The sequence below is a fragment of the Chitinophaga filiformis genome, assembly GCF_021646545.1.
Lineage (GTDB): Bacteria > Bacteroidota > Bacteroidia > Chitinophagales > Chitinophagaceae > Chitinophaga > Chitinophaga filiformis_A.
This window is the reverse complement of the sequence record NZ_JAKIRP010000002.1, coordinates 597,914-622,195: the sequence shown is the minus strand read 5'-3', so window position 1 is coordinate 622,195 and position 24,282 is coordinate 597,914. Positions and strand designations below refer to the sequence as shown.

Sequence of the window (24,282 nt, the reverse complement as noted above, 5' to 3'; positions counted from 1 at the left end):
ATTTACTTAATCAATTTTCAGGTGGTAAGTTCATTGGACTCGAGGCTTGAGTTTTCTTGTTTTATTTTCCCGGCGGGCAGTTCCTCAGTAAAAGCCTGTGCCTCGTCCTGCAGCGGTGGCAGCTCTGTTGGCAGCGGACCGAAGATCAACGCCTGGTAGGGTGATAGCGTCACCTCATTGTTCTCAAGCCTGAATGAGAGCATGTTATTTACCAAAGGTTCGGTACCGATGTCCAGCACGAATGGTAATTTATACAACACCTCTTCTTTTGAAAAGTTGAGTACGATCAGCAGCTTTTCTTCATCCAGGGTGCGCGTATAAGTATATACCTGCGGATGATCTGGATCCAATAGTTCATATGCACCATATATAAGCACGGGTTTATGTTTTCTCAGCAGTACCAGCTGACGGAAATACTGAAGGATGGATCGTTCATCCTTGTCCTGCACGGCGGCGTTGATGAATTTATAGTTGTCGTTGATCTTCAGCCAGGGCTTTCCGGTAGTAAAACCGGCATTGGGAGACTCATCCCACTGGAAGGGTGTTCTGCCATTGTCCCTGCCCGTTATCTGTGCATCTTTTAAAAAGCGCTCTGTGTCTCCGCCCTGGCTTTTCACATACTTGTACATATTGATCGTCTCAATATCCTTGTAGTCTTCTATTTTCTCGAAGCGGATGTTGGTCATCCCGAGTTCATCTCCATAGTAAAAAATAGGAGTAGCTCTCATGGTGAGCAGGAAAGTGATCAACAGTTTTGCAGAAATCTCCCGGTACTGCTCCTCATCATTTCCCCAGCGGGTTACCATACGCGGCTGATCGTGCGTACCAAGATAGATGGTACCCCATCCGTCCTGTGCGAATACATCGTTCCATTCAGTATATAGTTGTTTCATTTTGGGAAGGTTCAATCCTCCGGGTTCCAAACGCTTATATCCTTCCTTTGCAAAGCCCAGCTGTACACCTTCAAAATGATATAACATATGCAGCTCTTTGCGATCTTCATTAACAAAGAGCAGTGCTTCATCTTTCGTAATGCCGGAGGCTTCCGCCAATGTAACCACATCGGGTCTGTCCAGTGTTTCACGATGCATTTCCTGCAGATATTCATGCAGGTGCGGGCCATGCGCATAATATCCGGACCAGTCCCCACGGTATTTTTCCTTTACAATCTTCTCTACTTCCGGCCAGGTGGTATCTTTAGAGATGTAACAGATGGCGTCCATTCTGAAACCATCTATTCCCTTGTTAAACCAGAAGCGCATAATATCGTATATGGCCTTACGCACATCCGGGTTTTCCCAGTTGAGATCAGGCATTTTCTCAGAGAAGTAATGAAGGTAGTAGGAATCGGTAGCCTTGTTGTATGTCCAGGCATTACCTTCAGGGTCGAAATGGCTGTACCGGCGCGGAGGCTTTCCTTTCTCTCCCGGCCACCAGTGATAGTAATTGTAATAAGGATTATCCCGCGACTGCCGGGCGGCTGCAAACCATGGATGTTCATCACTCGTATGGTTTACGATAATATCCATCATGAGGCGGATCTTCCGGTCGTGCAATCCTTTTATCAGTATATCAAAATCCTCCATTGTTCCCATTTCTTCCATGATATCGTAATAATCACTGATATCATATCCATTGTCATCGTTGGGAGATTTATAAATGGGATTTAACCAGACCATATCAATACCCAGATTTTTTATATAGTCCAGTTTAGATATGATGCCCTGCAGATCCCCAATACCATCACCATTGCTATCTTTAAAACTCCATGGATAGATCTGGTAAATAATGGATTCCTTCCACCAGTTTTTATCCTTGACTACTTTATTCGACATAGACCTACATTTCGGGTTAGTGCGTTTATCATTCTGCAAAAACCCTGCACAGGTCAAATCAGCCATCTGCATATCGAAAGAAATCTGTTTTTCCCACCAGACTGTAGAAATAGCGCCGCATCATTTCCACATATCAACCAGGTATATGTGAGCAGTCGGGCCATGTTTATACTGGCATATTATTTTCGCTTTACCTGCAAAAAAGATACATTGACAAGTAACTATACTTCAGCCGGGGCTGCTTTGTTACCCGGCGGCATTTGTAAATTCAGTGTTTGGGCGCCCTTTCGGAAGCAAATGGTATTGTCTGTTGTACAACCTCAGCAGGCATCATATCCCATGGTACGTGATGACCATGGCTACTGGCATGTGGAGGTAGATAATGTACAGGCAGGTACACGTTATAAATATGTTCCTGACGATGGGCCTCCCCTGCCGGATCCGGCTTCGCGTTCGCAGCCGGAGGGAGTACATGGTCCATCTGAAGTAGTAGATACGCACTTCGCATGGACAGATCATTCATGGACAGGACTGGATCTGCATGAACTGGTCATTTATGAACTCCATACGGGTACCTTCTCACTTACCCACGATTTTCAGGGTATCATTGACCGCCTGGAATATCTGCGTTCTCTGGGTGTTACAGCAATCGAGATCATGCCGGTAGCACAATTTCCCGGCAGCCGTAACTGGGGATATGATGGTGTGTACCCTTTCGCAGTACAGCATTCCTATGGTGGCATAAACGGGTTAAAACAGCTTGTCAATGCAGCTCATCAGCATGGCATAGCTGTTATACTGGATGTAGTTTACAATCACCTTGGACCGGAAGGCAACTACTTCGCGCAATATGGTCCCTGGTTTACCGGGAAATATAAAACGCCCTGGGGGCCCGCGATCAATTTCGACGACTCGTGGTGCGATGCTGTAAGAGCATACTATATACAAAATGCATTAATGTGGCTGGATGAGTTTCATATAGACGGATTAAGAATGGACGCCGTACACGCTATCTGGGATTGCAGTGCGAAACATTTTACGGCGGAGTTATCTGAAAAAGTAGATGAACTGCAAGCTGCCCTGAAAAAAAAGAAACTGTTAATTGCTGAATTAGATTTGAATAGTCCGCGGTACATCACACCCCGCGACCAGGGTGGCTATGGTATGCATGCACAGTGGATAGACGAGTTTCATCACGCATTACGCAGCATGTTGACGGGTGATCTGAATGGTTATTATGCAGACTTCGGGGGCCTGGCGCCATTGGCAAAATCATTCCGTGATTCGTATGTGTATACCGGTCAATATTCGACAGTACGCAAAAGGAATTTCGGGGTCTATCCTGCAGGAAAGGATTATCACCAGTTTGTTGTGTTTGCGCAGAACCATGATCAGATTGGTAACCGCATGTTGGGCGATCGTCTTAACAGTCTGCTACCTTTTGAGGCGCAAAAGCTGGCCGCAGCTGTTTTGTTGCTATCGCCACATATACCCATGCTGTTTATGGGAGAGGAATACGGAGAAACACGGCCTTTCCTGTTCTTCACCAGTCATAGCGATAAAGACCTGATAGCAGCAGTTACAAAGGGGCGCAGAGAAGAGTTTGCATCTTTTGCGTGGGAAGGCGAAGTACCTGATCCGCAATCAGACGAAACATTTAACAACTCTGTACTCAGCTGGGAAACGTCGTCTGAGACGGCTACTGCATTAACAGCGCTATACCGTTTTCTGATCGCTTTCAGGAAAACAAGGCGGGCCATGCAACATACTTCCCGTGACAGTGTTAAAGTGCATACACCGTCGACGCATTTATTGGTAGTGGAGCGTTCGGGAAATGATGACAAGCTGTTGCTGCTTTTCAATTTTAGTGAACGTTCAGTTCAATACACGTACCACGGAGAAGGATCACTGGAGAAAAAGTTCGATTCTGCGGCTGCTGTCTGGCATGGCCCAGGGAGTGACGCATCAGATCAGACCACATCACCGGCAGCTATTTCACTACAACCATACTCAGCTATTGTATATGAAATCATATAATCCACCCTCTGCAACTTACCGCGTACAGTTACATGCAGGTTTTACTTTTAAAGCCTTAAAAGAGATCCTGGATTATCTTCATTTGCTTGGCATTTCTACTGTGTATGCCTCGCCTGTATTTACGGCAACGCCGGGAAGTATGCATGGCTATGATGTAACTGACCCTCATCAGATCAATCCTGCCATCGGTACTATTGACCAGTTGCGGGAGATAAGGAAAACATTGCAGCAGCACAATATGAACTGGCTGCAGGATATCGTACCTAATCATATGGCATTTCATCCATCCAACGCCCGCCTGTACGACGTGATGGAAAGAGGTCCTTTATCGCCGTATTATGAATACTTCGATATAGACTGGCAACATCCTGCACCGGACTTGTCGGGTAAAGTGATGGCTCCGTTCCTTGGGAAAGATCTGGACACTTGTATTGCTGATGGTGAAATAAAACTGGCATTGACAGATAAAGGATATGCCGTCAGCTATTTTGAACAGATATTCCCTTTATCCATCTCGGCTTATGATGTGCTTCAGTCTGTATTAACTGACAGTGACGCCGTACCTGTGCAGACCTTACTCGATACACTCTACCAGCAAGCCACGTCGGGTGCAGCGTTGAAGGAGTGGCAACAGGCAAAGCATCAGTTACATACACCGGCTAACCGGGCCTTACTGGAGGGCGTTGCCTCCCGCATTAATAATGACAAAGAGCTGCTGAAAACATTGATGCAACAGCAATATTACCATTTATGTAGCTGGCAGCAAGCTGACAGGCAGATCAACTATCGCCGTTTCTTTACCGTCAATGAGCTGATCACGCTCAATATGGAATCGCCCGCAGTATTTGATGAATATCATACCTTCCTGCATAGTTTGTACAGGGAGGAACTGATACAGGGCCTCCGCATAGATCATATAGACGGCTTACGCGATCCTGCCGCTTATATTGAGCGCTTACGGCTCATGTTCGGAAGTAGCTGTTATATCATTGCTGAAAAGATCCTGGAGCATCAGGAAACCCTGCCCTCTGACTGGGCATTACAGGGTACGAGCGGATATGAATTCCTGTCTCATACAAATCACCTGCTGACCAATCCCGCCGGCGAACAGCAATTACACGCATTCTACTATGAGCTGCTTCCTGATACGGTTAATTACAAGGAGGTAGTATATGAAAAAAAGAGGCTGATCCTGGAGCGATATATGGGCGGTGAATGGGAGAACCTCGTCCGCTACTGTTACAGCCTGAAACTGGCAGATGCGCGCACTAACCGCGAGCACCTGAAAGAAGCACTGGCCCTTTTTATTGCCTGCCTGCCGGTATACCGCCTCTACCCTTCCCAATGGCCATTGGATGACTATGCGCAGGAGATCATCCGGGACACCTTTGTCAAAATGCGCGCTATGAACCGCGTCGCAGAACCAGAGATAGCGTTGCTGGAATCTCTGTGGGAGGATATTCCTGAAGCAGATAAAGCGCGCAACAGATTACTTTTCCTGCAAAGGTTAATGCAATTTACCGGTCCGGTGACGGCCAAAGGAGTAGAAGATACTACTTTCTATGTGTATAACGCCCTGCTTTCACATAATGAAGTAGGTGATAGTCCGTCGATAGCAGATTTTTCCGTCAATACTTTTCATCAACGGATGATAGCCAGACAACAGCATACTGCCTCTTCTCTGAATACAACTTCCACACATGATACCAAACGCGGAGAAGATGGCAGGATACGCCTGAATATGCTATCGCTCATGCCAGATGTCTGGCGGCAACAGGTTGCGCAATGGAGGGAATTAAATAGTTCTTATGTCAGTACACTCACCCCTGCCGATGAATACTTCATCTATCAGTCAATTATTGCAGGATTTCCGGCAGATGGTATTGTGACACCGGCCTACATTGAGCGGTTGCAGCAATACTTTATCAAATCCATCCGGGAAGCAAAAGTAAATTCATCATGGGCCCTTCCAGACGAAACATACGAAAACAACAGCGTCAGTTTCATACAGCGGGTATTAACAGCTGAAACCGGTTTTCTGGAGAACGTCCGCAGCCTTCTTGACAGGGTCAATCATTATGCACATATCAGCTCTCTCGCCCAGGTGCTGATCAAAATAACTGCCCCAGGCATTCCGGATATTTACCAGGGATGTGAACTGTGGGATTACAGTTATGTGGATCCCGATAATCGCCGCCCTGTGGATTACACCCTCCGTAAACAATGTCTTGAAACGATCATTGCAAAGGAAAAGACACCCGGGTTCTTCAGCTATCTTTCAGAGCACCGGCAGCAAGGATTGGAGAAATTATTCCTGACATGGAAGGCGCTGAACTTCCGCCGTGCTCATGCCGACCTGTTCCTGGAGGGAGATTACATTCCGCTGCAATGTAGTTCTGCGAAGCTGGTAGCATATGCCAGGGCATACCGGCAACAATGGGTGATCGTGATCGTTCCGCTTCCCGGTGAGCCGGATACGACGGCCTCTGTGCTGCTACCAACAGGCGCTCCGGGCCCATGGCGGAACATTTTTACGGGCGAAATGTTAGATAATAAAGGTCAGGTATCAGCGGCAGATGTGTTTAAAACTTTCCCAATGGGACTGCTGACAAATGAAATTTGAAAAAAAATTTGTTGGTTTTAAAAAAGTTTCTACATTTGCACTCCCTGACACGGAAAACAGATGCCCAGATGGCGAAATTGGTAGACGCACTGTGTTCAGGTCGCAGCGCTCGCAAGGGTGTGCTGGTTCGAATCCAGTTCTGGGCACTAACTGGCGGTAAAGGTCGAAGGAAACTTCGGCCTTTCTTGTTTTATACTCTTCTGGGCCGCTCTGGGCCTGCTTAAATAATAGAGCCATCGCAATCATGGATCAAGTTGAAAACGGATCAAGTTGAAAACTTGTGGGGAAGGTTAAAAAGTTGTTGTTTTGCAACTCATTAAGAAACATCAGTTTTGGATCAGACCTACCGACAGCTAATAGAATTTATGCTTCCAAAGGACTTTTCGAGTATTTTGACCTTATCAAAACCACGCAATCGCCTAATGCTTCCTGTTCATATTCTTCGTTGGTTTTGTGCTCGAAGAGCATGGGGCCATGAGAAATATAATATCTGGCAAAAAGGCTCAAAAGCTGTCCCTCGTTGCCCGCAGGAAATTAAAAGCCATCAGTAGTGTCTGAAGGTTTTTATTTGTAGATAATCTATCGTGGTCTTATCTTAAATGGTTCTAACTGTTAAAGGTTTCGGTCGAGTCACTTTTTTGTGCACCAAGAAATCTAACGCACAGTGGAAAATTGTTCCTGCTTTTGGATGAAGTAGCCACAGAGCGGGTCAGATATTCTGGTTGTCAGCTTTAACGTCCTTATGATACTGAGCATACCTGTTGTAACTCCGTCTTCTACCGCGCGGGAAACTGATCAGCTTCAGTTTGCTGTTATCATATAGCTTCAACACTTCCTTCAAAATATCATTTTTAATATAACTTTGTTGACTAATATCAGTAAATGTTTTTTTTAGGAGGAACGGATTAATAATTTAGAACCTTCTACTTCCTTTGGAAGTAATATTCCGCACCATCCACACCATTGCTACTCATCACCAAACGTCCGCTGTCTACACGTAGAACAGCCAGGGATTCGTAGGTTCCATTTGTGTTTTTATACTTTAATAAATACACAGGCGTATTAGTATTAATATCCGTTGTAGGCTCCTATTCCGCTTTTGAGGTGAATTTAATGGTATCAGATACCATCTCCGACCTTTCCGCTTTAGTGCCCAGTAGCGGAGCGTTTACGAACCAAATGATATTGATTATGATGATGTTATTTAGAAAATAGGTTAATTTATTCGCAAGAGTATGTCCATGTTTAGGAACAAGAATAGAAGGTACTGTTCTCCAATTTTAACCAGCGATGAACTAGATGATTTTACAAAAAATTAAGGTATTGTTTCTGTTTCTGGACGCCGGTACCAGATAGAGGTCTTCGAGGTGTCATCGTGCCCGTAGAGTAGGTTCCTCGAATCAAATGGTATAAATTATTCCAAAGCCACATTCGATTTCTATATTTAATACATATTACACCATTCCCCCCATTCTTGGGGATGTTGAAACATGCCAGCTTTAACACGTTCTTTAACCCGATCGGATACAATGTCGTCAAGAATCCAATTTCTTTGAATGTTTGAACCATCTGAATTTCCTGGAAGGTTTAGTTCCTGAAAATAACTAGCCAATGAACGCAGTCCTGGATATTCCCAAGCAATTTTCTTCATCAAGTGGGTTAGCATAGCCCCAATAGGCGTAAAATACTCATGGGTATTAATCGTGGATCCGGAATAAGGCAGATAACCAGTCTTGACGAGAGAGGCAGTGTCTAGCATTCCACCTAAACTTATATTAAGTTGCGAGATTATTGAATCGCTAAAGGCTAATTTAAATGAGTTCCAGCTGGCAAGATCAGCAACGCATAAAAGATCTGGCATTTCACGAGGATGAGTAACTGATTTGAAGTCCTGGTAGAGCAAATTCTTATCTATATTGGCTAAGGGGGTAGATTTTTCACCTCTCCAACTGTGAGAATGTGCTAGTAAGCCATAAATAAAAGGTGAATGTAATTCTCGGTATAAAGTCCCAAATCGTGGTGAAGAACATTGTCGAAGTGTTACGGAATTCTCCACAAAAGTTGCAATGTGATCTGCTATCAAGGTAATTTTGCACTCGAACGCTGCAAGTACGCCATCCGCTAAGTACAACTTTTTATCCAGCAATTTCTGAGGGTATTCTGGTCTTAACACTATGACATCAACTTGGGGACTAGCAATACCGTTGACGCCTAGTATTCTGCCTTTTGTGACAATCTGAAATGTTGGAGGCAGCCAATTACGAAGTAATGTTGCCCAGTTTTCCTCCCCCTGATCTCCTGCCGTTCCGGGATCTTCTTTTGCTCGTTTCCGTATTCTTTCATATTCTTCCTGCATCTCGCGGGTAGCAGAACGCATAAATTCTATTAAATCATTTGAGGCCATAAATAGATATGTAACGGGAATAAAATACCAAAAGTGAAATTGAAAGCTTTCTCTAAATATAACGATTCTTGTATTTTAACTGTTGCTTTTTTAAGAGAATGTAGGCTTGATCGAACCAAGTTTGAATTGAATATGAGACACTTATGGAATAGTATCAAATAGCTTAAAATACAAAATCCGCTCAATGAAAGGGTTTTGTGTTTTTAGGGCTCAGTGGTGGTATGTGTTCGAACCAATTGATGACGATATTTTATAGGCCAATAAAAGAGCAGAACCTATTCCAAAGGCAATAGGTAATTATATATAATTTTTTAGCGACAAGTCAAAAGCTGCATCTTTTATATTGGAATATTTTTATACGTAGTATCATCTGCTTATATGTGAGCGTTGTTATAAAAATACTATCTATATAGTGGGCTTCTATACCTTGATATTATTTCAACCATCATTAACTCTAAATTAACAAATTTCTATTGAAGATAATTTAGCTTTAATATTCTAAGTTTCGATTTGGATGTTTACGGGTCATAATATAGCGGACATTAATTAGGTTTTCCATTTAGACAATTTAATAGAATATTAAAAGTGTGTCATGCAAAGGATAGATAAATGCAAATGATCTAATAATAACTGTTCCGCCGATACCCAATACTAGTATCTTTTAAGCAAGATCAAACCCCTTAAGTAAATAAAATGCTAAAAAAACTACACGTCAAGCACTATAAGGCATTTGATGAAGCAGCAATAAATTTACGTCCTATAACAATTCTTTTAGGCGCTAACAGCGTGGGAAAGAGCTCTATAATCCAATTATTTTTGATGCTTCAACAGACTGGACGAGCAGGACTTAAGTCGTATAAGTCTGCATTGAAGTTATACGGAGGATATATAAATTTAGGAGATCCTCTGAATTTATTTAGAAAGAAGAACCAAAGTACACCTCTGAGTTTTTCATTTCAAATTGAAAGTACTACAATTAAAAATGCGTTAAAAACAGATTTTATAAATTCGTTTACACGTCTCTTTTTTGAGTTGCCAATGTTTATGCCGCTTAAAGGCTTTTCAGATTTAAAGGAAAAGCCTATTGAAACAAGAGAAGATTTCAGTAAATATTTAGATTCTGTAATTGCTGTATTAGCGAAATCGACTACAAAGGATAATTTCCGGCGCGAAATAAGATACTTTCTGAGGCAACGAAACCCCTTTCCTATATCTATAGTTAGTAAGGAGAATAAAGGGGAGCTATTGCAGCTATATGATTTTCTTAATGAACTGAGCAAAAAGATCAAAAATGATAGTTTTAGCGTATCATATAGCTTGATATTAAACGGCTCAAACAATCTGGAAGTTTCAAAGTTTGAAATCAAGCATCAAGAATTGTTAATTCTAAGTTTGTCTCTGCATGAAGAATTTATCCTTTCCTCTGATTTAATTAATCTTAATCACAATAACGTTGAGTTAGTGAGGGAGGCATTCCAATCCAGCAATACAATTTTTAGCTCATTTACTGAGGCGAATTCCCTGGAAAAATTAGAAGGTGCTCCCATCGCGAACTTTGTAGTGCAAATTTTCTCACTGTTTCAAACGGAATTGCAGAAGAATTTTAGTGAAAATAATATAAATTATGTTAGTCCTTTGAGAGCTCATCCAAAGAGATACTATATGCTTGATAAGGCAAAAGTTAATCTGACTCTTGATACCTTAGATGGTGATGCAATTACAGAAGTATTGAAGGACAATAAGCAGGTTACTAAGAAGGTAAATGTTTGGCTTAAGAATTTTGGTGTTGAAGTGGATGTTCAAGGGTTTAAAGAAGTAATACATCATCTGGTAGTAAAACAAAACAATATTGATCTCGATATTACAGACGTCGGATTTGGCATTTCACAAATACTTCCAGTAATCATTCAAGGATTCCTATCGAGCGATAGCTCAATGACAATTATTGAGCAGCCTGAAATCCATCTACATCCGAAGATGCAGGCAGATCTTGCGGATTTATTTATTGATATAGTGCATAATTCAAAAAACAAAAAGCTAATCATAGAAACACACAGTGAATATTTACTTAAAAGATTGCGCCGAAGAATTTCCGAAGGTAAAATACATCCTAGTGAAGTTTCGATATGCCTTTTTTCTCCACAAACAAAATCTGCGGGTGCTAAAATAGAAACTTTGGAAATTCAAGACAAAGGATTTTTTGATTGGCCTGAAGATTTTTACGGGGGTGAAATTATGAAAGACACAACCGAGTTTATCAAGAACCAAAATGCCTAGCCTAAATGTCAGTTTATACTATATCAGCAGACTTACTAGCTAATATTGAAAAAGATGAAGGTATATATTTTACCGATATATTATTTGTTTTCACACAAAGGAACAATGCATTTAAAGTAGCAAAGGATAAGAATGGCTACATAATTGACACTTATAAAAAGGTAATCAATAATGGCGACATTATTAAAACATGGCTAGATTTAATGTCATTTAAGCCAACTCCCTTCGAAACAATCGATATCGATTTGAGTAAGATTAATTGCGATGAAACAAAGTTTTTAAAAATTTGTAAGGAAACAAAAGGACAAAATAAATTAATCGTATATACTATTCAAAATATTAAAAACTTCGAGTGCCAGGATAACACTGTGATATTCGAGAATGTCGCGATTCGATTAATAGACAGAGACTTAGCCCGGAAAGAGCTAATGACTCCTTTAAATGGTGATGTGTATATCAATTCTCAAGTCGCGAGGGATAATTCACAAATTATAAAATCAAAAAATAAATAATGGAACAAAAGGTCACTAATTCGCAATTAGCAGATAGAGGTGGTTCGATTTCAGGCTCGAAGAATAATAATACTATCTCTATCGGAAGAATTAGAGCTGAATCCGCTATAATTAGTTTTATTGTTGGTACTTTATCCGCAATTGCGGCTTCATTTATTTATGACCATTTCATAAAGTAATTGTTAATTTTATGAATTGTTGCAGGCTCTTTAAAACTAATTTAAGAATAGTGACTTACAATACTGGGGCCGTGATATGATATCATGTTTTTTATATCATTGATTGATTTAGTCCGATAGTTGATCATCAAGTGCACCTGTAGGTCATGTTTAAATTTAGCATATTAGACATGCTTAGCTAAGATCTATGCTTAAATCCAGAATCCCCCAGGTTTTCAACTTGATCCCAAGTGGATCAAGTTGAAAACCTGGGGGATTCTTATTAAACATATAGTTTAACAAGCCTAAAAGAAAAAAGTTAACGTCCCTTACACTCCTCATAGCATTTCTAAAGGATTAAAATGGCATACACATGCCATAACTGGCAGCGCCAAAATGAATTTTGGCAAACCGAAACCAGAAAGCCTTCTATGTGTTTACGTCTTGCATAGCATTGTAATGTGCTGAATTAAAATCACCAACGATACGTATCCCTACGAGCAACAGCATCTTCTCCTAATCATCGAAAGTGATTAGTTTGCGCTCATTATGATCCAAGATTTATCACAACCAAGGGCAGCATCAGCTGTGCGTCTGTCTATCACTGAAAAGAAGCGACTACTTTCTGAATGGCAGCAAAGTAACCTGAAGATGAAAGTATTTTGTGAACAAAAGCAAATATCAGTAAATGCGTTGAAGAACTGGATAAAGCAGTTCGATATGGGGCGTAAGAGAAAGTCCAAAGTAAATCAACCTGGATCTTTTGTTGCCCTGATTCCAGAAAGATCGAACCCGGTAATTCCTTTTGCTGAATACTTGTTGCCTGATAATAGGAAACTCATAATCAACCATCCTGTTCCGGTGTCTTTCCTCAATGAACTATTATCCGCAGAAAGATGATTGCTTTAAACCCAGAATGCAGGTATTTCCTTTACAGATCCCCCATTAACATCAACAAGAGCTTTTATAGCCTGGCATCTATCGCCAGAGACCAGATGAAGGTGGACCCGTTGTCGATAGACGTGTTTATTTTCCTGAATAGTAATCGCAACCAGCTGAAATTACTCGTTTGGCAGGGCGATGGCTTTGCCATCTTTCATAAACGATTAGAGGAAGGTACGTTTGAATTACCACCATTCCTGCACGACCAAACACATGTGGTGATTAACTATAGCCAGCTGATATTGATCTTGCAGGGGATTAGCCTGGAAAAGGTGCACTATCGAAAACGATATAATCAAAAAAATGCCAGCCGTTAACTTCGCGCTAACAATATTTACAGAATGATTGTCTAACATTGCATCTCGTGATGCAGCAACACCCCAACATTGATTATAAGGAACGTTATGAACAGGCAGAACAAACCATCAGCCAGTTAAAGCATGAGCTGGCAGTATTGAAGAAAATGATCTTTGGTAGCCGCCACGAGAAGTTTGTTTCCACAGAGGCGTCAGTACAGCAATTGTCGCTGGATATAAAAGCTGGCCAAACGGCCACCAGCAGTATTGTAAGTGCCCAGAAAATCTCCTATACTCGTAACAAAATCAATACGGAACCGGTTCAGCACCCAGGTAGAAATAAACTACCCGATCACTTACGCAGAGAGGAAATTGTCATTGATCCGATAGATCTTCCACAAGGAAGCAAGAGGATTGGGCAACTGGAAACAGAAGTTTTGGAATACAAGGCTGCAGAACTATATGTCAAACGATACATCCGGCCCAAGTACCTGGCACCGGAATCTAATGCCGTAGACTTCTCTCAGATAATAACAGCACCATTGCCAGACATGCCATTGCCGAAATGCATTGCAGGACCGGGGCTGTTAGCACAGATGATCATCGATAAATTTGTTGATCACTTACCACTGTATCGTCAAATGCAACGTTTTGAGCGTTCCGGGGTAAAACTTCCGTACTCGACGTTGACGGATTGGGTTGGTGCTGCGGCTAACCTGATAACCCCTCTTTATGGAGCCCTCGTCGATCAGGTACTTAATGCTGACTACATACAGTGCGACGAGAGCCCCATGCCAGTGCTGGACAAGGATAAGAAAGGAAAAACTCATCGAGGCTTCTTTTGGGCCTATCAGGACAGCATAAGCAAGCTGGTAGTCTTCGATTACCAGGAGGGCCGCAATAAAGATGGCCCCGCACAAATGTTGAAAAAATTTAAAGGTACAATCCAGACGGATGGTTACCAGGTCTACGATACGATTGCCGAAAGCAGTGGAATAAATCTCATTCATTGTATGGCTCACGCACGGAGATATTTTGTGGATGCGATGGAGCATGACCGCAGCCGTGCGGAGCATGTTCTTCAGCAAATGCAGTTACTCTATGAAATAGAGCGGGAATGCAATGCTCAGGCATATGATATAGCAGATCGTAAATCTCACCGTTTTGAGAAGGCTGTTCCTATCCTCGCAGAGTTAGGGGTATGGATGATTAACCAGTATCCACAAGTTCTTCCTAAGAGCCCAATTGGACAAGCACTGGCTTATAGCATAAAAAGATGGAATAAACTATGCGCATATGCTCAAACAGGACATCTGTTACCAGATAACAACCCGATTGAAAACTCTATAAGACCTATAGCACTGGGTCGAAAAAATCATCTGTTTGCGGGCTCACATGAGGCTGCGAGAAGATCCGCAATGCTATATAGCTTGCTTGGGACTTGTAAAATGCATAAGGTTGACCCTGTCGAATGGTTACAGGACGTTCTCAGTAGAATAGCCAGCTATCCCGTAAACCGAATCAAAGAACTTCTTCCACATAACTGGAAACTTAAGCAAAGTTAAGCCTCTCCTGAATTACCACATAGATGCTGTTGCTCGTAGGGATACAACGATACCAGCAACGGCCGACTATACCAATGGGTGCAGTCAGTAATCGTACATTTATAGAATAAGTAAAATATCACTATTGTTAAACCCTTGTGTTATGAAAAAAAACAGTAATCCCGATTCTTCTCCCAAAAGTGTTAGTTCCATTTTCACCCTAGCTGACGCCATATCCATCGATCAGTATGGAGGCATTGCAAACGACAGCTCCGCACTGGCAAAAGCCGCTAATGTTACCGCCTTTAACGATATGGTAGCTGATGTTAATGATGGTCAACCCATGATCATTCCTCATGGAAACTGGTATTTTAATGATGCGCTTGAACTAATTCAGCCGAAAAATACGAGTGCTAAAAAGTTTGTTCTATACACCTACGGTGATTTAACTTTTGATGGCGACGGATTTGTCGTCGAGGGCTTTTTTCACCGTCTTCAATTTTACGGCGTATTAACCGGTACTAATCCGTCAGCCTCGAATGCAACCCAGTATGATGCTTATCAGGGAACCGGGATTTTATTACGTAATACCCAAAACTGCTATGTTGAAGTGAATCGCCTGCTTAGTTTCCGAAATGCAATCAATATTGCAGGAGTAAATCAGGGCGTATTGGACGGCGCACAGTACAATACAGTCCGAATCACAGGGTCACTTCGTTCAAATCGAACAGCAATCCTTTTTTCAGTAGACGGCAGTACCTGGTGCAACCGAAACACGGTAGAAGGTGGGCAACTGGGCGGCGGTACGAGTGGACCAGCCGGGGGGACCTATGGTATCAAGTTTGAACGCATTTCCGGAACTTCGAGGCCTGAAACGAATACCATAAGAGATGTGGGCCTCGAAGGAGTTGAGAATGGTATTTATGCAGAAGGTGCGGTGAACAATGATTTTTTTCTTAGCCGCGTAGAGGCGCCAGCAGTAACCAACAAATTCTATTTCCGTGAAGATAACACAAACAGCCTTTCGGCGCCAGATAACAAAGTATGGCTTACAGCCGCCTATGAGAATTACTGGGTCACTGGAGGGCTGGCAACAGGCACTATTTTCTACGGAACACTCTATACTACCAGCACGAGTAAAATCGGCGATATTTCTTTTGCCGGAGTCAATGGGAAATTTACATGTATCAACTTTAACGATGCATTTACCGCCTTTAATGAAACGACTAACGATGTACTAAGTTTCAATAACCTGGACGGAAATGCTTCAGGTCGCTATATCATAAGAGCTAAGTTGAACGGAGTTACCAGGTGGGTTCCTTTCGATCCAGAGGATGTGACTACAAGTGTTCAATCTTATTCGGTAGCGGAAGGAATAGGAATGGTTTTTATGAACCGCACGACCACACCTGGTGTAGTTAATCTTCCTACTGCAAGTTCCTGGCGGCGTAGAGAAGTAGGTGTCCGCAATATTGGAACCCAGAATATAACCGTTAACGGAGTATCTACAGGTGACAAGAGCCTGATTGCACCAGGCGAATGTGTGATATACAAAAGTGACGGCGGCACATGGTGGGTGATAAGCCTTAACGTCTAAAAGTACAAACGTACTACCCGCACTTTTTGATGTTATCATCACCTTCGTCGCCTAAAAATATACGGCGACGCAGGTGATAACATCTTTAGCCTACCGGGATGGTAGCCGCCAGCGTCGGCCTATACCTGCATGCAATTAATCGACCACAATCAGCATACAGTGAGAAGGTTATTAGAGTAATACCGGGAAAGCGTAGAAGAATGTCAAGGTTCCAGGGGTGGTAAGACAACTTGTCGAAAGACTAACATTCTTCCATGAGATTGTCAAGAAATATAAAACAAACTAATTTGACTATGCACAGAATACAGCTTGTTAATAATCAATACCATTTGGTTTGAAAACGTTCCGCTACTGGGCACAAAAAACGACAAACCCGCTAATTGAAGTGGCCCCTTCAGGTTAGACGGGTTTATAAAAGATTAAGCGCCTTGAGTTCGGTATTGTACAGGACTCAAGCCGTTTAGTTTTGCTTGATTCGGTCGTTATTGTAATAATAATAGAGCCATCGCAATCATGCCTTGCTTTATGAATCTCCAGTCTTCCATGCTACCATATGTATCACCTAATTAGTCCACTACCTGATGTTCATCAATCAGGCCCCTCTCCATTTCTTCTATCGTAGGAAGTTGAGTCTTTAAATCTTCAGGAATGATTTCGGACAACTCAAAAGCGCTAACGCCTATAGGTTTATTCATATCACGAAGGGAATATTCAACCTCTATTTTGTCTTTCATCCTACATAAGATGATCCCTATTGAGGCATTATCAGTTGAATGCCTTAGCTGACTATCCACAGCAGATAAGTAGAAGTTTAACTTACCTGCATATTCTGGCTTGAATTTGCCCGCTTTTAATTCTATTACCACATAGCATCGTAGATGCAAATGATAGAACAGCAAATCCAAGAAATAATCTGATTCATTTATTTCCAGTTTATATTGACGTCCGACAAATGCAAAGCCTTTCCCAAGCTCTAACATAAAGTCCATAATTCTTCGTGTAAGCGCCTGTTCTATTTCACGTTCCTGAGCATCATCCTCTAACCCTAGAAAGTCGAAATGATATGGATCTTTTATACTTTCTACGGCCAAATCGGACTGAGGTTTCGGAAGCGTTGTTTTAAAATTATGATCCGCCTTTCCAAACCTTAAATGGTAACTATTTTTTATGTTTGCTTCCAGCGTATCACGGGACCAGCTATTTTTATGAGTAGCATTTGCATAGACAATGGCAATATCTATGTCTTTTACTTTGGAAATCGCCGTTCTTTGATATGACCAGGGTAATTGTGCCACAGGCTGTGGCACAAATTCAAATTGTTGAGAAAAGAATAAGTACCATTGTCTTATCGTATATAAATTCCTCCGGGAAAATCCATTTATTTGAGGGAAACTTGCTTTTAAGTCTGTGGATAGCTGTTGAAGAAAATTGTCCCCCCATTTAAACTCGGCCTGCCTTGCTACAATTTCTCTCCCTAGATCCCAGTAAAGTTCAATCAAAATGGTATTGAAATTACTAACGGCTCGTAACTGTGCCTGTTGAACTTTATATTTAATTCGTGAAAACCATTCCTTGTATACTTTATCCATAAAACTATTCACGCTCTGTTTAAAGAATAATTTTCAAAAATAGCTTTATGCTGACTTCGGCAGGTTAATCCGATATTAATCTCTGTAAAAAGTTCAATAACAACTAGACCTTAGTTAATAACTTTCTTATCATCAACATTATCTGGTTCCGGGTAGAGCGGTTCGTTACCTCCCCGCTCCCCCACAGATCCGTGCGAGCAGCTTTCCATCTCCTTTAGGTATAAATACCCCCCGGACGTTGGGTGCACGGTAGTTACCGCTCCTAAAAGCCGTCAATAACTCGGGGATTCTCTCATTTCTTTGTCTATTGTAATCAGTCCATTTCTCCGCATCTACTCCGCTTGCACCCTTCTTATTCAGGGAATCGAAGCTGTCATGCAATAGTCTGATATCTATAAAATCATGCAGGTTAGTCAGCGCTTCTCCCCGATGCTTCCTTGCCCGGGCCGTTATCTGCATCTCTACTGTTAACACTTCGTTCATGTCTCTGGTACATTTGGTGTTGCTAAGATGCTAGTTCCGCAAACAGACATCCCTCTTCCCTAATAAGTGGCTTTCATAGAGCTGATTTCCCACCCTTCTAACGGTACTATGAGGATGCTAAGACTGCCTTCGTCCTTCTCCTTACCTTCAATTTCTCTCGGTTCGGATACCTCCCGATATCGCCTTTTCTTGGCGCTTACAAGGTGACGATATAAACCTTGTAAGCCTGGATTATTCTTGTTCGGTCAATCCTATATACCGATTTCCGTTTGGAGACTTTAGGCTCTCCTGTGTTCCCGTATCACCCCAGTCTGCCTTTGATATGTTCTCAGACCCCGATCGAATCGCCCCCACTCGTCTATAGCGCAGGTTTGATGTTGCTTTAGCTTTTCGAACAACTAAAGCTTCAACATACAGGAACATTTCGAGGCTCAATAGCATACCTTCGGCAGTCACTGTCTACGCTTCGTGCCATCATCTCTGACGACTACGCAACACTCGCTTCCGATGGTTGACTAGACCTTGTCGGACAGGATTGGTTACCTGCCGGGTGATTAAGAGGTGTTTCATCTAAAAAAAATCCCCACCTCACGGACTTGGCACAGCGCAATCGAAAACGTACCATCACTGGGCACGTAAAACAGGAAATCCGCTCCACTAGCGGATTTTTTGTTTAATGCATAATTCCTTCTTGATATAATCTACTCTTCTTCAACCTATAACAGGTTCCATGGATAAAGTTTTTAACTGAGAGATTCTTTAACGTTTCAAGCTTCGCAAGGATTACCATGTATTGCCAGGAGAAAATAGCAAGTCTATAGATCAATCCAAATCGTAAAGCCATTGATATCCCTCAACTTCTGCTTGCTCAAAAGGTTCTATCAACTGAATCTCGATATAATGATATAGTTAATGCACATTCAAAATATCCCTTATGCTTTGTTTTTCACCCCCTAGTCTTCGTTCGATATGGTAAAAACTAAATTGCAATTGATCAATTCGACAAAATCAAAGGAGATCGCTTCGCTACTACTGACTTACGCGAGTTGAGGTAGAGGGACGTCTTCCAGATAAGGGCGGTAGGAAGATCCCGCAGATTGTGTCGCTTCGATCTAACCCGTTAGCCTATTACCGACTTCTGTTGTCGGTCAGAAGACACGACAACGGCCTTGGGAACACCGGCAGGAGTGGAAATTGCGTTTTTGTCGAAAAATAGTGTATAATAGTGGTAACAAACGTTATCTGCTATTCTACAATCCTATAATTATGAGATATTTTTTGAAACTATTTGCTTTTGTAATTTGCATTCTTTCGATGTTGACCTGTTCTGCACAAATTGCCCCTGGTTCTGCTATTGAATTAGGCGCAGGTTTGGGAAGAGGCATTGTAGGGAAAATCAAAGATGGCAAAAAGAAAAAGTCAATTGAAAGTTCCATTTCTGAGCTTGAAATCAACGGCTCAATGATTAAAGTGCTACGTGTGCCGGAAAACAAGATAATTAGCGATGCAAAAAGCTACATCGTAAGAATACAAAATCAACTTGACAACTTCTATGAGCTTTACAAGAATAATGAGCATTTAAAAATACCTTATTACTTTGACGACATAACCACATTAGAAGCTTTGGACAAAGATTGGGCGACAGAGTATTATGAAAACGAATTGAAAGAATATCGGAAATATGAACAAAAGCTCACACAGACAGAAAAGCGTATCAAAGACAGCACCGAAACTGCAAAGAGAGCAGAGCAAAAAAGAATTGCTGATAGTTTAGCTTTTGCCGAAAGAGTGCAAGGTTATTTATTTGTAAACAAGGAGTTCACTCTTTTAAAAAACAAACCTTCTGACAAAGGCAAAACCATCGGGAAAGTTTATTTAGGTTCATATCTGAAATTTTTAGGTTACAATGACAACACGCCTTATGTGAAAGTTGGCTTGGAAGATATAGAGGGTTTCGTAAATAAAAATGATTTGTCCGATAGCATAGATAAAATAGAAGCGGCAAACGCTGATATAGCAACTTACAAAAGCAGACGTTATTACAAGTACGAGCCAAACTACGACTACATTCCAGAACAACAAAATGTCACGCCGGCAGTAACAAGTCGCGTTACTTCAGAAACAAAAGGTTCCTCGACACAAAAACAAACGTACAAACAATCTACCAGATATATTAGAGGACCAAGAGGTGGATGCTATTACATGTCTGGAGGCTCAAAAATTTATGTAGATAGAAGCTATTGCAACTGACAATCAAATGAAATACTCAAATAAAAAGGATTGTTAGCTGCTTTAAAGGTAGTATTTAGTTCTTTGTGTAAATAGTATAACACGCAACTGTATACGAGTTAATACCACCCAGCAGGTGGAGTGAAGTGAGGCGGAGCGGAGCCGAACGAAACGACACCTGCTGGGTACAGCGGCTGGATTTGCCCCCGATATTTTTTAACTTTGAATACAGTATTATGGACAATCAACACCCACAATTCCCTAAGGACTTCTTTAAACAGTTCAAGAATAAGGAAGAGTTTCACACCTTCTTTAATGGTCTCTTTAAGCAAGGAGTCGAGGAAATGCTGAAAGCAGAACTAGATGAGCATCTCGGTTATGAGAAGCATAGCCCTGAAGGCCGCAATTCAGGGAATAGCCGTAATGGGTCTTACAAAAAGAAGGTTAAAACCGAATCTCTCGGCGATCTCGCACTCAATATTCCTCGTGACCGTAATAGTGAATTTGACCCAGCCCTTATTCCCAAAGGGCAACGGATGAGCGATAAGCTGGAAGAGGCTATCATTGGCATGTACAGTCGGGGAATGACAACTTCTCATATTAGCGAGCATGTTAAAGAAGTATATGGTGTGGAGGTGAGCGAAGGCACTATTTCTAATGTTACTCATCGCATTACCGAACACGTTAAAAGCTGGCAGAATCGTCCTCTGGAATCGGTCTATTTTACTGTCTGGATGGACGGTATCATTCTTAAAGTAAAGCAGAATGGCAAATACATCAACAAGTGTATTTACCTGGTTATTGGGCTCAAAAAAGACGGTTTAAAGGAAGTGTTGGGTATGTGGATGGCAGAAACAGAGTCTGCATCCTTCTGGATGAGTGTTTTAACCGATTTAAAGGCTCGTGGTGTAGAAGATATACTGATTACTGATTGCCTGCACAGACAACTTAAAGGGTTTTACCGACGCTATAAAGGGCGTATTTCCGCAGACGGTTACTCAATTATGTGTTGTTCATCAGATCCGCAATAGTTGCAAATTTGTAGTATGGAAAGACAGAAAGGAGTTTTGCGCTGATCTTAAAGAGGTCTATGGCGCTACCAACAGGGAGGCTGCAGAGCACGCACTAGGTGCATTTGGTGCCAAATGGGGAACTAAATACCGCCATGCTATTCAATCCTGGGAGAACAACTGGGATAATCTTACCAGCTATTTTGAGTTCCCTCTTGAGATCCGCAAGATCATGTATACAACTAATACTATTGAAAATCTCAATAGAGGTATCCGTAAATACACTAAGACCAAGGTCCAGTTTACTGACGATACCGCGGCTCAAAAGGCCGTATACCTGGCTATAATGAACATAGAAAAGAAATGGAGTATGACTCTCCATAACTGGGGGATCATACTCCATCAATTTTTAACGATCTTTGAGAACAGATGTCGGCTCTAAACAGTTGCCTTATCGTTTACACAATATATTTTATAGTCTCGCTTTAAATAATTGAGGTAGTGTAAAATTCTTTGTGTAAACACAAAGGTTATGCGGAGCATCTTGTGTTTTTGTCTATATTGTTGTTAGTCCACATTGTTTAAAATATTCAAAAGTTTTGTCGTAAAACTCTTTCGGTCTTGTTGCGTCTGTATTGTCAACGTTTGGAACGAATATAATCATTCCTTGTCTCGCACGTGTCAACAAAACACGGTATGAATTCAAGAGATAATTTTTAGCAGAATCTTGATTGACATTTTGCCATTTTGAACCTTTAAAATTTTGAAAATTCCAACCATTGTCATAATATAAATTGATATCCCAAGCAACACAAGTAAAATCAATCTCTAATCCTTGTATGTCAAATTCCGTTGCTGTCTCTTCTAAGTAATATGATGAACGAACATCATCTTTGTCATTTAGAAACCAATTCGCTGGTTCAATTTCATTTTTTACGTCAATTCCGTTTGCACGTAACCTTCGTCCACCTGAACTTGCAATAACACCAATACGTTCTGTTCCTTTTGCTTTTTGTTTGAGCCAGTTTTTTGCATCGATTAAGTTCCTTGTTAGAATAATTGGATAGTTGTCTTTGAATGAAGTGAAAATGGCTTTTGCCTTTTCGCTTTCGTTTTCTAAAATATATTGAATAAACAACGCAACTTTTTCGCTTCTGAATGAACGAAGGGAAACAGCCAAATGCAAATCCGTTTCCTTGTTTCCGTTAGTTTGTAGCCAAGTCAAAAGTTCTTCATCATTTAGATAAGTTGTTTTTTCGCTTAGGATTTTGTCGGAATAGTAAACGTTCCAGTTTGGATACTTTTGTTTTAACGATTTAATCCATTCTGAAACACCTGCTTCTCCTGTGTTGATTTCTTGCCCGCCACCAATTAAACAAACAATTGTGCACCAATCTTTGTGGCGATTCATTACGCTTATCAAATAATCTGGTTCAGACATTTCAAAGTCGTCAATTCCTTTTTTGGTTTTCATAAACTTTGAGACTTGCTCTTTTTGCCAAGCCCTTTGCGCTTCATCAAAAACTACAACTTTTTCAATTGGTGCTTTTCCAGTTTTTAAATTGTCGTCTCGGAAATGATGAATGTTTTGAATAAATGCTTTTGCTTCTCGTTCAGCTTTTGTACGTGTTAATTTTTCACCATTTGCTTTTGCAGTTTCTACAGAGTCTCGTGTCAACGCTTCTCTTAAAACGTCAACTAAAGGGCCGTTACCCGAAAGAAAAACAGAGTGTTCAGATTCGTCTGCCTTCAGTCGCTCGTTTGCAATATTTAAACCCGCAAGCGTTTTTCCTGCGCCTGGGATACCTGTCAAAAAACAAATTGATTTCCGTTTATTTGTCTTTGTATGTTCAATGATTTTATTTATCGCAGTTGCTGTTCGTGAAAGATTGATTGCACCTGAATCGCTACGGGAAATTTCTTGAACATTATGTCCTTTGTAAAGCGCTTTCGCTGCCTCAATAATTGTCGGTGTCGGTCTATATGCGCTATTTTCCCAATCAAAAACATTAATGCTTTGTTTCGCTGTTTGAGCTGCTAAAATATTTTTTAAAGTGCTTTCAAAATTGCCAGCGTTGCAAAGAATACAATTGTCTAAACAAATTGCACTTTGAATGTCGTTTGTTACGTTGTCTGCTTTTGTCGCAACTAAAACTGGAATAATTGTCTTGTCATGGCTGCCTTCGTGAAAATTTTGCAAGTCAAGGCAATAATCTATTGTTTGATATTCTGCGTCTTTTGTGTAAAGATTATCTCCAATTTTAAACTCAATAACAAAGATGAAATTATTTGCGATAAGAATATTGTCAACACGTTTGCCCATTCGTGGAATGGAAAATTCAAAGTAAATGTTTCCTTGAATATCTTTGAGCCATGATTTCAAAAAGTCAATTTGTTTGAACCACGCATTTTTTTGTTGATCTTCAAGGTCGTGTTGGTGATTCTTTGCGAGTTGTCCGAAAATTGAATTTGTCTCTTCTTCTAAAAATTTATCTACTGTGTTTTGATAATAACTTCTTTTCATTTCTTTTTTCTTGGGTGTCGTTTAGCATAGCAGCTAACACTTAAAACATATGTCGTTACTCGGTACGGTTGCAAAAGCGCCAATTTTTCGTATGTCGTTTTATAAATATACGAGCCGCTTCCAATTTTCTTTATAATTATTATTCTGTTTGGATTCATTTTCGGGCAAGTCCCTTTTGCCTTTTACATAAGTTTTACATTTCCTTCTTCATCTACTTTTTCC

16 protein-coding genes and 1 tRNA gene are annotated in these 24,282 nt (G+C 41.2%); 12 read left to right on the top strand and 5 right to left on the bottom strand.

What is annotated here, in order from left to right:
• Positions 1–17: 17 nt before the first annotated feature.
• Complete coding sequence (locus tag L3C95_RS08815) at positions 18–1,835, bottom strand: glycoside hydrolase family 13 protein (RefSeq protein ID WP_236386833.1); 1,818 nt, start codon at positions 1,833–1,835, stop codon at positions 18–20.
• A 210-nt stretch (positions 1,836–2,045) separates the two neighbouring features.
• On the opposite strand from L3C95_RS08815, the gene treZ reads away from it, so the two are divergent.
• The 3 genes from treZ (at position 2,046) to L3C95_RS08800 (ending at position 6,641) form a co-directional block, all read left to right on the top strand.
• Entirely contained in the window at positions 2,046–3,872 is a 1,827-nt protein-coding gene (gene treZ, locus L3C95_RS08810; RefSeq protein WP_236386831.1) for a malto-oligosyltrehalose trehalohydrolase, read from the top strand.
• Positions 3,859–6,495 carry a malto-oligosyltrehalose synthase gene (gene treY, locus L3C95_RS08805; RefSeq protein WP_236386829.1) on the top strand — a complete coding sequence of 879 codons (2,637 nt, stop codon included), beginning with the start codon at positions 3,859–3,861 and terminating at the stop codon, positions 6,493–6,495. The genes treZ and treY overlap by 14 nt, the downstream gene beginning before the upstream one ends.
• Before the next feature lie 62 nt (positions 6,496–6,557).
• Positions 6,558–6,641, top strand: a tRNA-Leu gene (locus L3C95_RS08800).
• Between the two features lie 1,298 nt (positions 6,642–7,939).
• Here L3C95_RS08800 and L3C95_RS08795 read toward each other — a convergent pair.
• Entirely contained in the window at positions 7,940–8,899 is a 960-nt protein-coding gene (locus tag L3C95_RS08795; protein ID WP_236386827.1) for a DUF6602 domain-containing protein, read from the bottom strand.
• Between the two features lie 693 nt (positions 8,900–9,592).
• Here L3C95_RS08795 and L3C95_RS08790 point away from each other — a divergent pair.
• The 6 genes from L3C95_RS08790 to L3C95_RS08765 all read left to right on the top strand — a co-directional run bounded on the left by L3C95_RS08790 (position 9,593) and on the right by L3C95_RS08765 (position 16,225).
• Positions 9,593–11,176 (top strand): AAA family ATPase, encoded by a 1,584-nt coding sequence (locus L3C95_RS08790; protein ID WP_236386824.1) that lies wholly within the window; start codon positions 9,593–9,595, stop codon positions 11,174–11,176.
• Between the two features lie 5 nt (positions 11,177–11,181).
• The gene (locus L3C95_RS08785; protein WP_236386822.1) at positions 11,182–11,688 is read left to right on the top strand and encodes a hypothetical protein; all 507 of its coding nucleotides are present in this window, start codon (positions 11,182–11,184) and stop codon (positions 11,686–11,688) included.
• A 707-nt stretch (positions 11,689–12,395) separates the two neighbouring features.
• On the top strand, positions 12,396–12,746 hold the full coding sequence (gene tnpA / locus L3C95_RS08780; RefSeq protein WP_236386820.1) for an IS66 family insertion sequence element accessory protein TnpA: 351 nt from the start codon (positions 12,396–12,398) through the stop codon (positions 12,744–12,746).
• Complete coding sequence (gene tnpB / locus L3C95_RS08775) at positions 12,743–13,105, top strand: IS66 family insertion sequence element accessory protein TnpB (RefSeq protein ID WP_236386818.1); 363 nt, start codon at positions 12,743–12,745, stop codon at positions 13,103–13,105. The genes tnpA and tnpB overlap by 4 nt, the downstream gene beginning before the upstream one ends.
• 50 nt (positions 13,106–13,155) lie before the next feature.
• A complete protein-coding gene (tnpC, locus tag L3C95_RS08770) occupies positions 13,156–14,649 on the top strand; it encodes an IS66 family transposase (protein ID WP_236387243.1) in 1,494 nt (497 codons plus the stop codon).
• Positions 14,650–14,791: 142 nt separating this feature from the next.
• Positions 14,792–16,225, top strand: coding sequence for a hypothetical protein (locus L3C95_RS08765; RefSeq protein WP_236386815.1), 1,434 nt, complete (start codon positions 14,792–14,794; stop codon positions 16,223–16,225).
• A 566-nt stretch (positions 16,226–16,791) separates the two neighbouring features.
• Here the strand turns inward: L3C95_RS08765 and L3C95_RS08760 are convergent.
• Entirely contained in the window at positions 16,792–17,814 is a 1,023-nt protein-coding gene (locus tag L3C95_RS08760) for a YhcG family protein (RefSeq protein ID WP_236386813.1), read from the bottom strand.
• Positions 17,815–17,979: 165 nt separating this feature from the next.
• Positions 17,980–18,297 (bottom strand): hypothetical protein, encoded by a 318-nt coding sequence (locus L3C95_RS08755; RefSeq protein WP_236386808.1) that lies wholly within the window; start codon positions 18,295–18,297, stop codon positions 17,980–17,982.
• A 1,266-nt stretch (positions 18,298–19,563) separates the two neighbouring features.
• Between L3C95_RS08755 and L3C95_RS08750 the strand changes: the two genes are divergently transcribed.
• The 3 genes from L3C95_RS08750 (at position 19,564) to L3C95_RS35205 (ending at position 21,978) form a co-directional block, all read left to right on the top strand.
• Positions 19,564–20,547, top strand: coding sequence for a hypothetical protein (locus tag L3C95_RS08750; protein ID WP_236386806.1), 984 nt, complete (start codon positions 19,564–19,566; stop codon positions 20,545–20,547).
• 215 nt (positions 20,548–20,762) lie between these two features.
• Positions 20,763–21,557: an IS256 family transposase gene (locus L3C95_RS08745; protein WP_236386803.1), complete on the top strand. Its 795-nt coding sequence runs from the start codon at positions 20,763–20,765 to the stop codon at positions 21,555–21,557.
• A complete protein-coding gene (locus L3C95_RS35205) occupies positions 21,454–21,978 on the top strand; it encodes a transposase (RefSeq protein ID WP_410682949.1) in 525 nt (174 codons plus the stop codon). Before L3C95_RS08745 ends, L3C95_RS35205 begins: the two co-directional genes overlap by 104 nt.
• Positions 21,979–22,092: 114 nt before the next feature.
• On the opposite strand, the gene L3C95_RS08740 is transcribed toward L3C95_RS35205, so the two are convergent.
• Entirely contained in the window at positions 22,093–24,060 is a 1,968-nt protein-coding gene (locus tag L3C95_RS08740) for a DUF2075 domain-containing protein (RefSeq protein WP_236386801.1), read from the bottom strand.
• Between the last annotated feature and the right edge of the window lie 222 nt (positions 24,061–24,282).

Coding starts and splice junctions, on each gene's coding strand:
- L3C95_RS08760 (WP_236386813.1), bottom strand. CDS start 17,814: ATGGATAAAGTATACAAGGAATGGTTTTCACGAATTAAATATAAAGTT.
- L3C95_RS08790 (WP_236386824.1), top strand. CDS start 9,593: ATGCTAAAAAAACTACACGTCAAGCACTATAAGGCATTTGATGAAGCA.
- L3C95_RS08795 (WP_236386827.1), bottom strand. CDS start 8,899: ATGGCCTCAAATGATTTAATAGAATTTATGCGTTCTGCTACCCGCGAG.
- L3C95_RS08765 (WP_236386815.1), top strand. CDS start 14,792: ATGAAAAAAAACAGTAATCCCGATTCTTCTCCCAAAAGTGTTAGTTCC.
- tnpB (WP_236386818.1), top strand. CDS start 12,743: ATGATTGCTTTAAACCCAGAATGCAGGTATTTCCTTTACAGATCCCCC.
- L3C95_RS08745 (WP_236386803.1), top strand. CDS start 20,763: ATGGACAATCAACACCCACAATTCCCTAAGGACTTCTTTAAACAGTTC.
- L3C95_RS08815 (WP_236386833.1), bottom strand. CDS start 1,835: ATGTCGAATAAAGTAGTCAAGGATAAAAACTGGTGGAAGGAATCCATT.
- L3C95_RS08740 (WP_236386801.1), bottom strand. CDS start 24,060: ATGAAAAGAAGTTATTATCAAAACACAGTAGATAAATTTTTAGAAGAA.
- treY (WP_236386829.1), top strand. CDS start 3,859: ATGAAATCATATAATCCACCCTCTGCAACTTACCGCGTACAGTTACAT.
- tnpC (WP_236387243.1), top strand. CDS start 13,156: ATGCAGCAACACCCCAACATTGATTATAAGGAACGTTATGAACAGGCA.
- tnpA (WP_236386820.1), top strand. CDS start 12,396: ATGATCCAAGATTTATCACAACCAAGGGCAGCATCAGCTGTGCGTCTG.
- L3C95_RS08755 (WP_236386808.1), bottom strand. CDS start 18,297: ATGAACGAAGTGTTAACAGTAGAGATGCAGATAACGGCCCGGGCAAGG.
- L3C95_RS08785 (WP_236386822.1), top strand. CDS start 11,182: ATGTCAGTTTATACTATATCAGCAGACTTACTAGCTAATATTGAAAAA.
- L3C95_RS08750 (WP_236386806.1), top strand. CDS start 19,564: ATGAGATATTTTTTGAAACTATTTGCTTTTGTAATTTGCATTCTTTCG.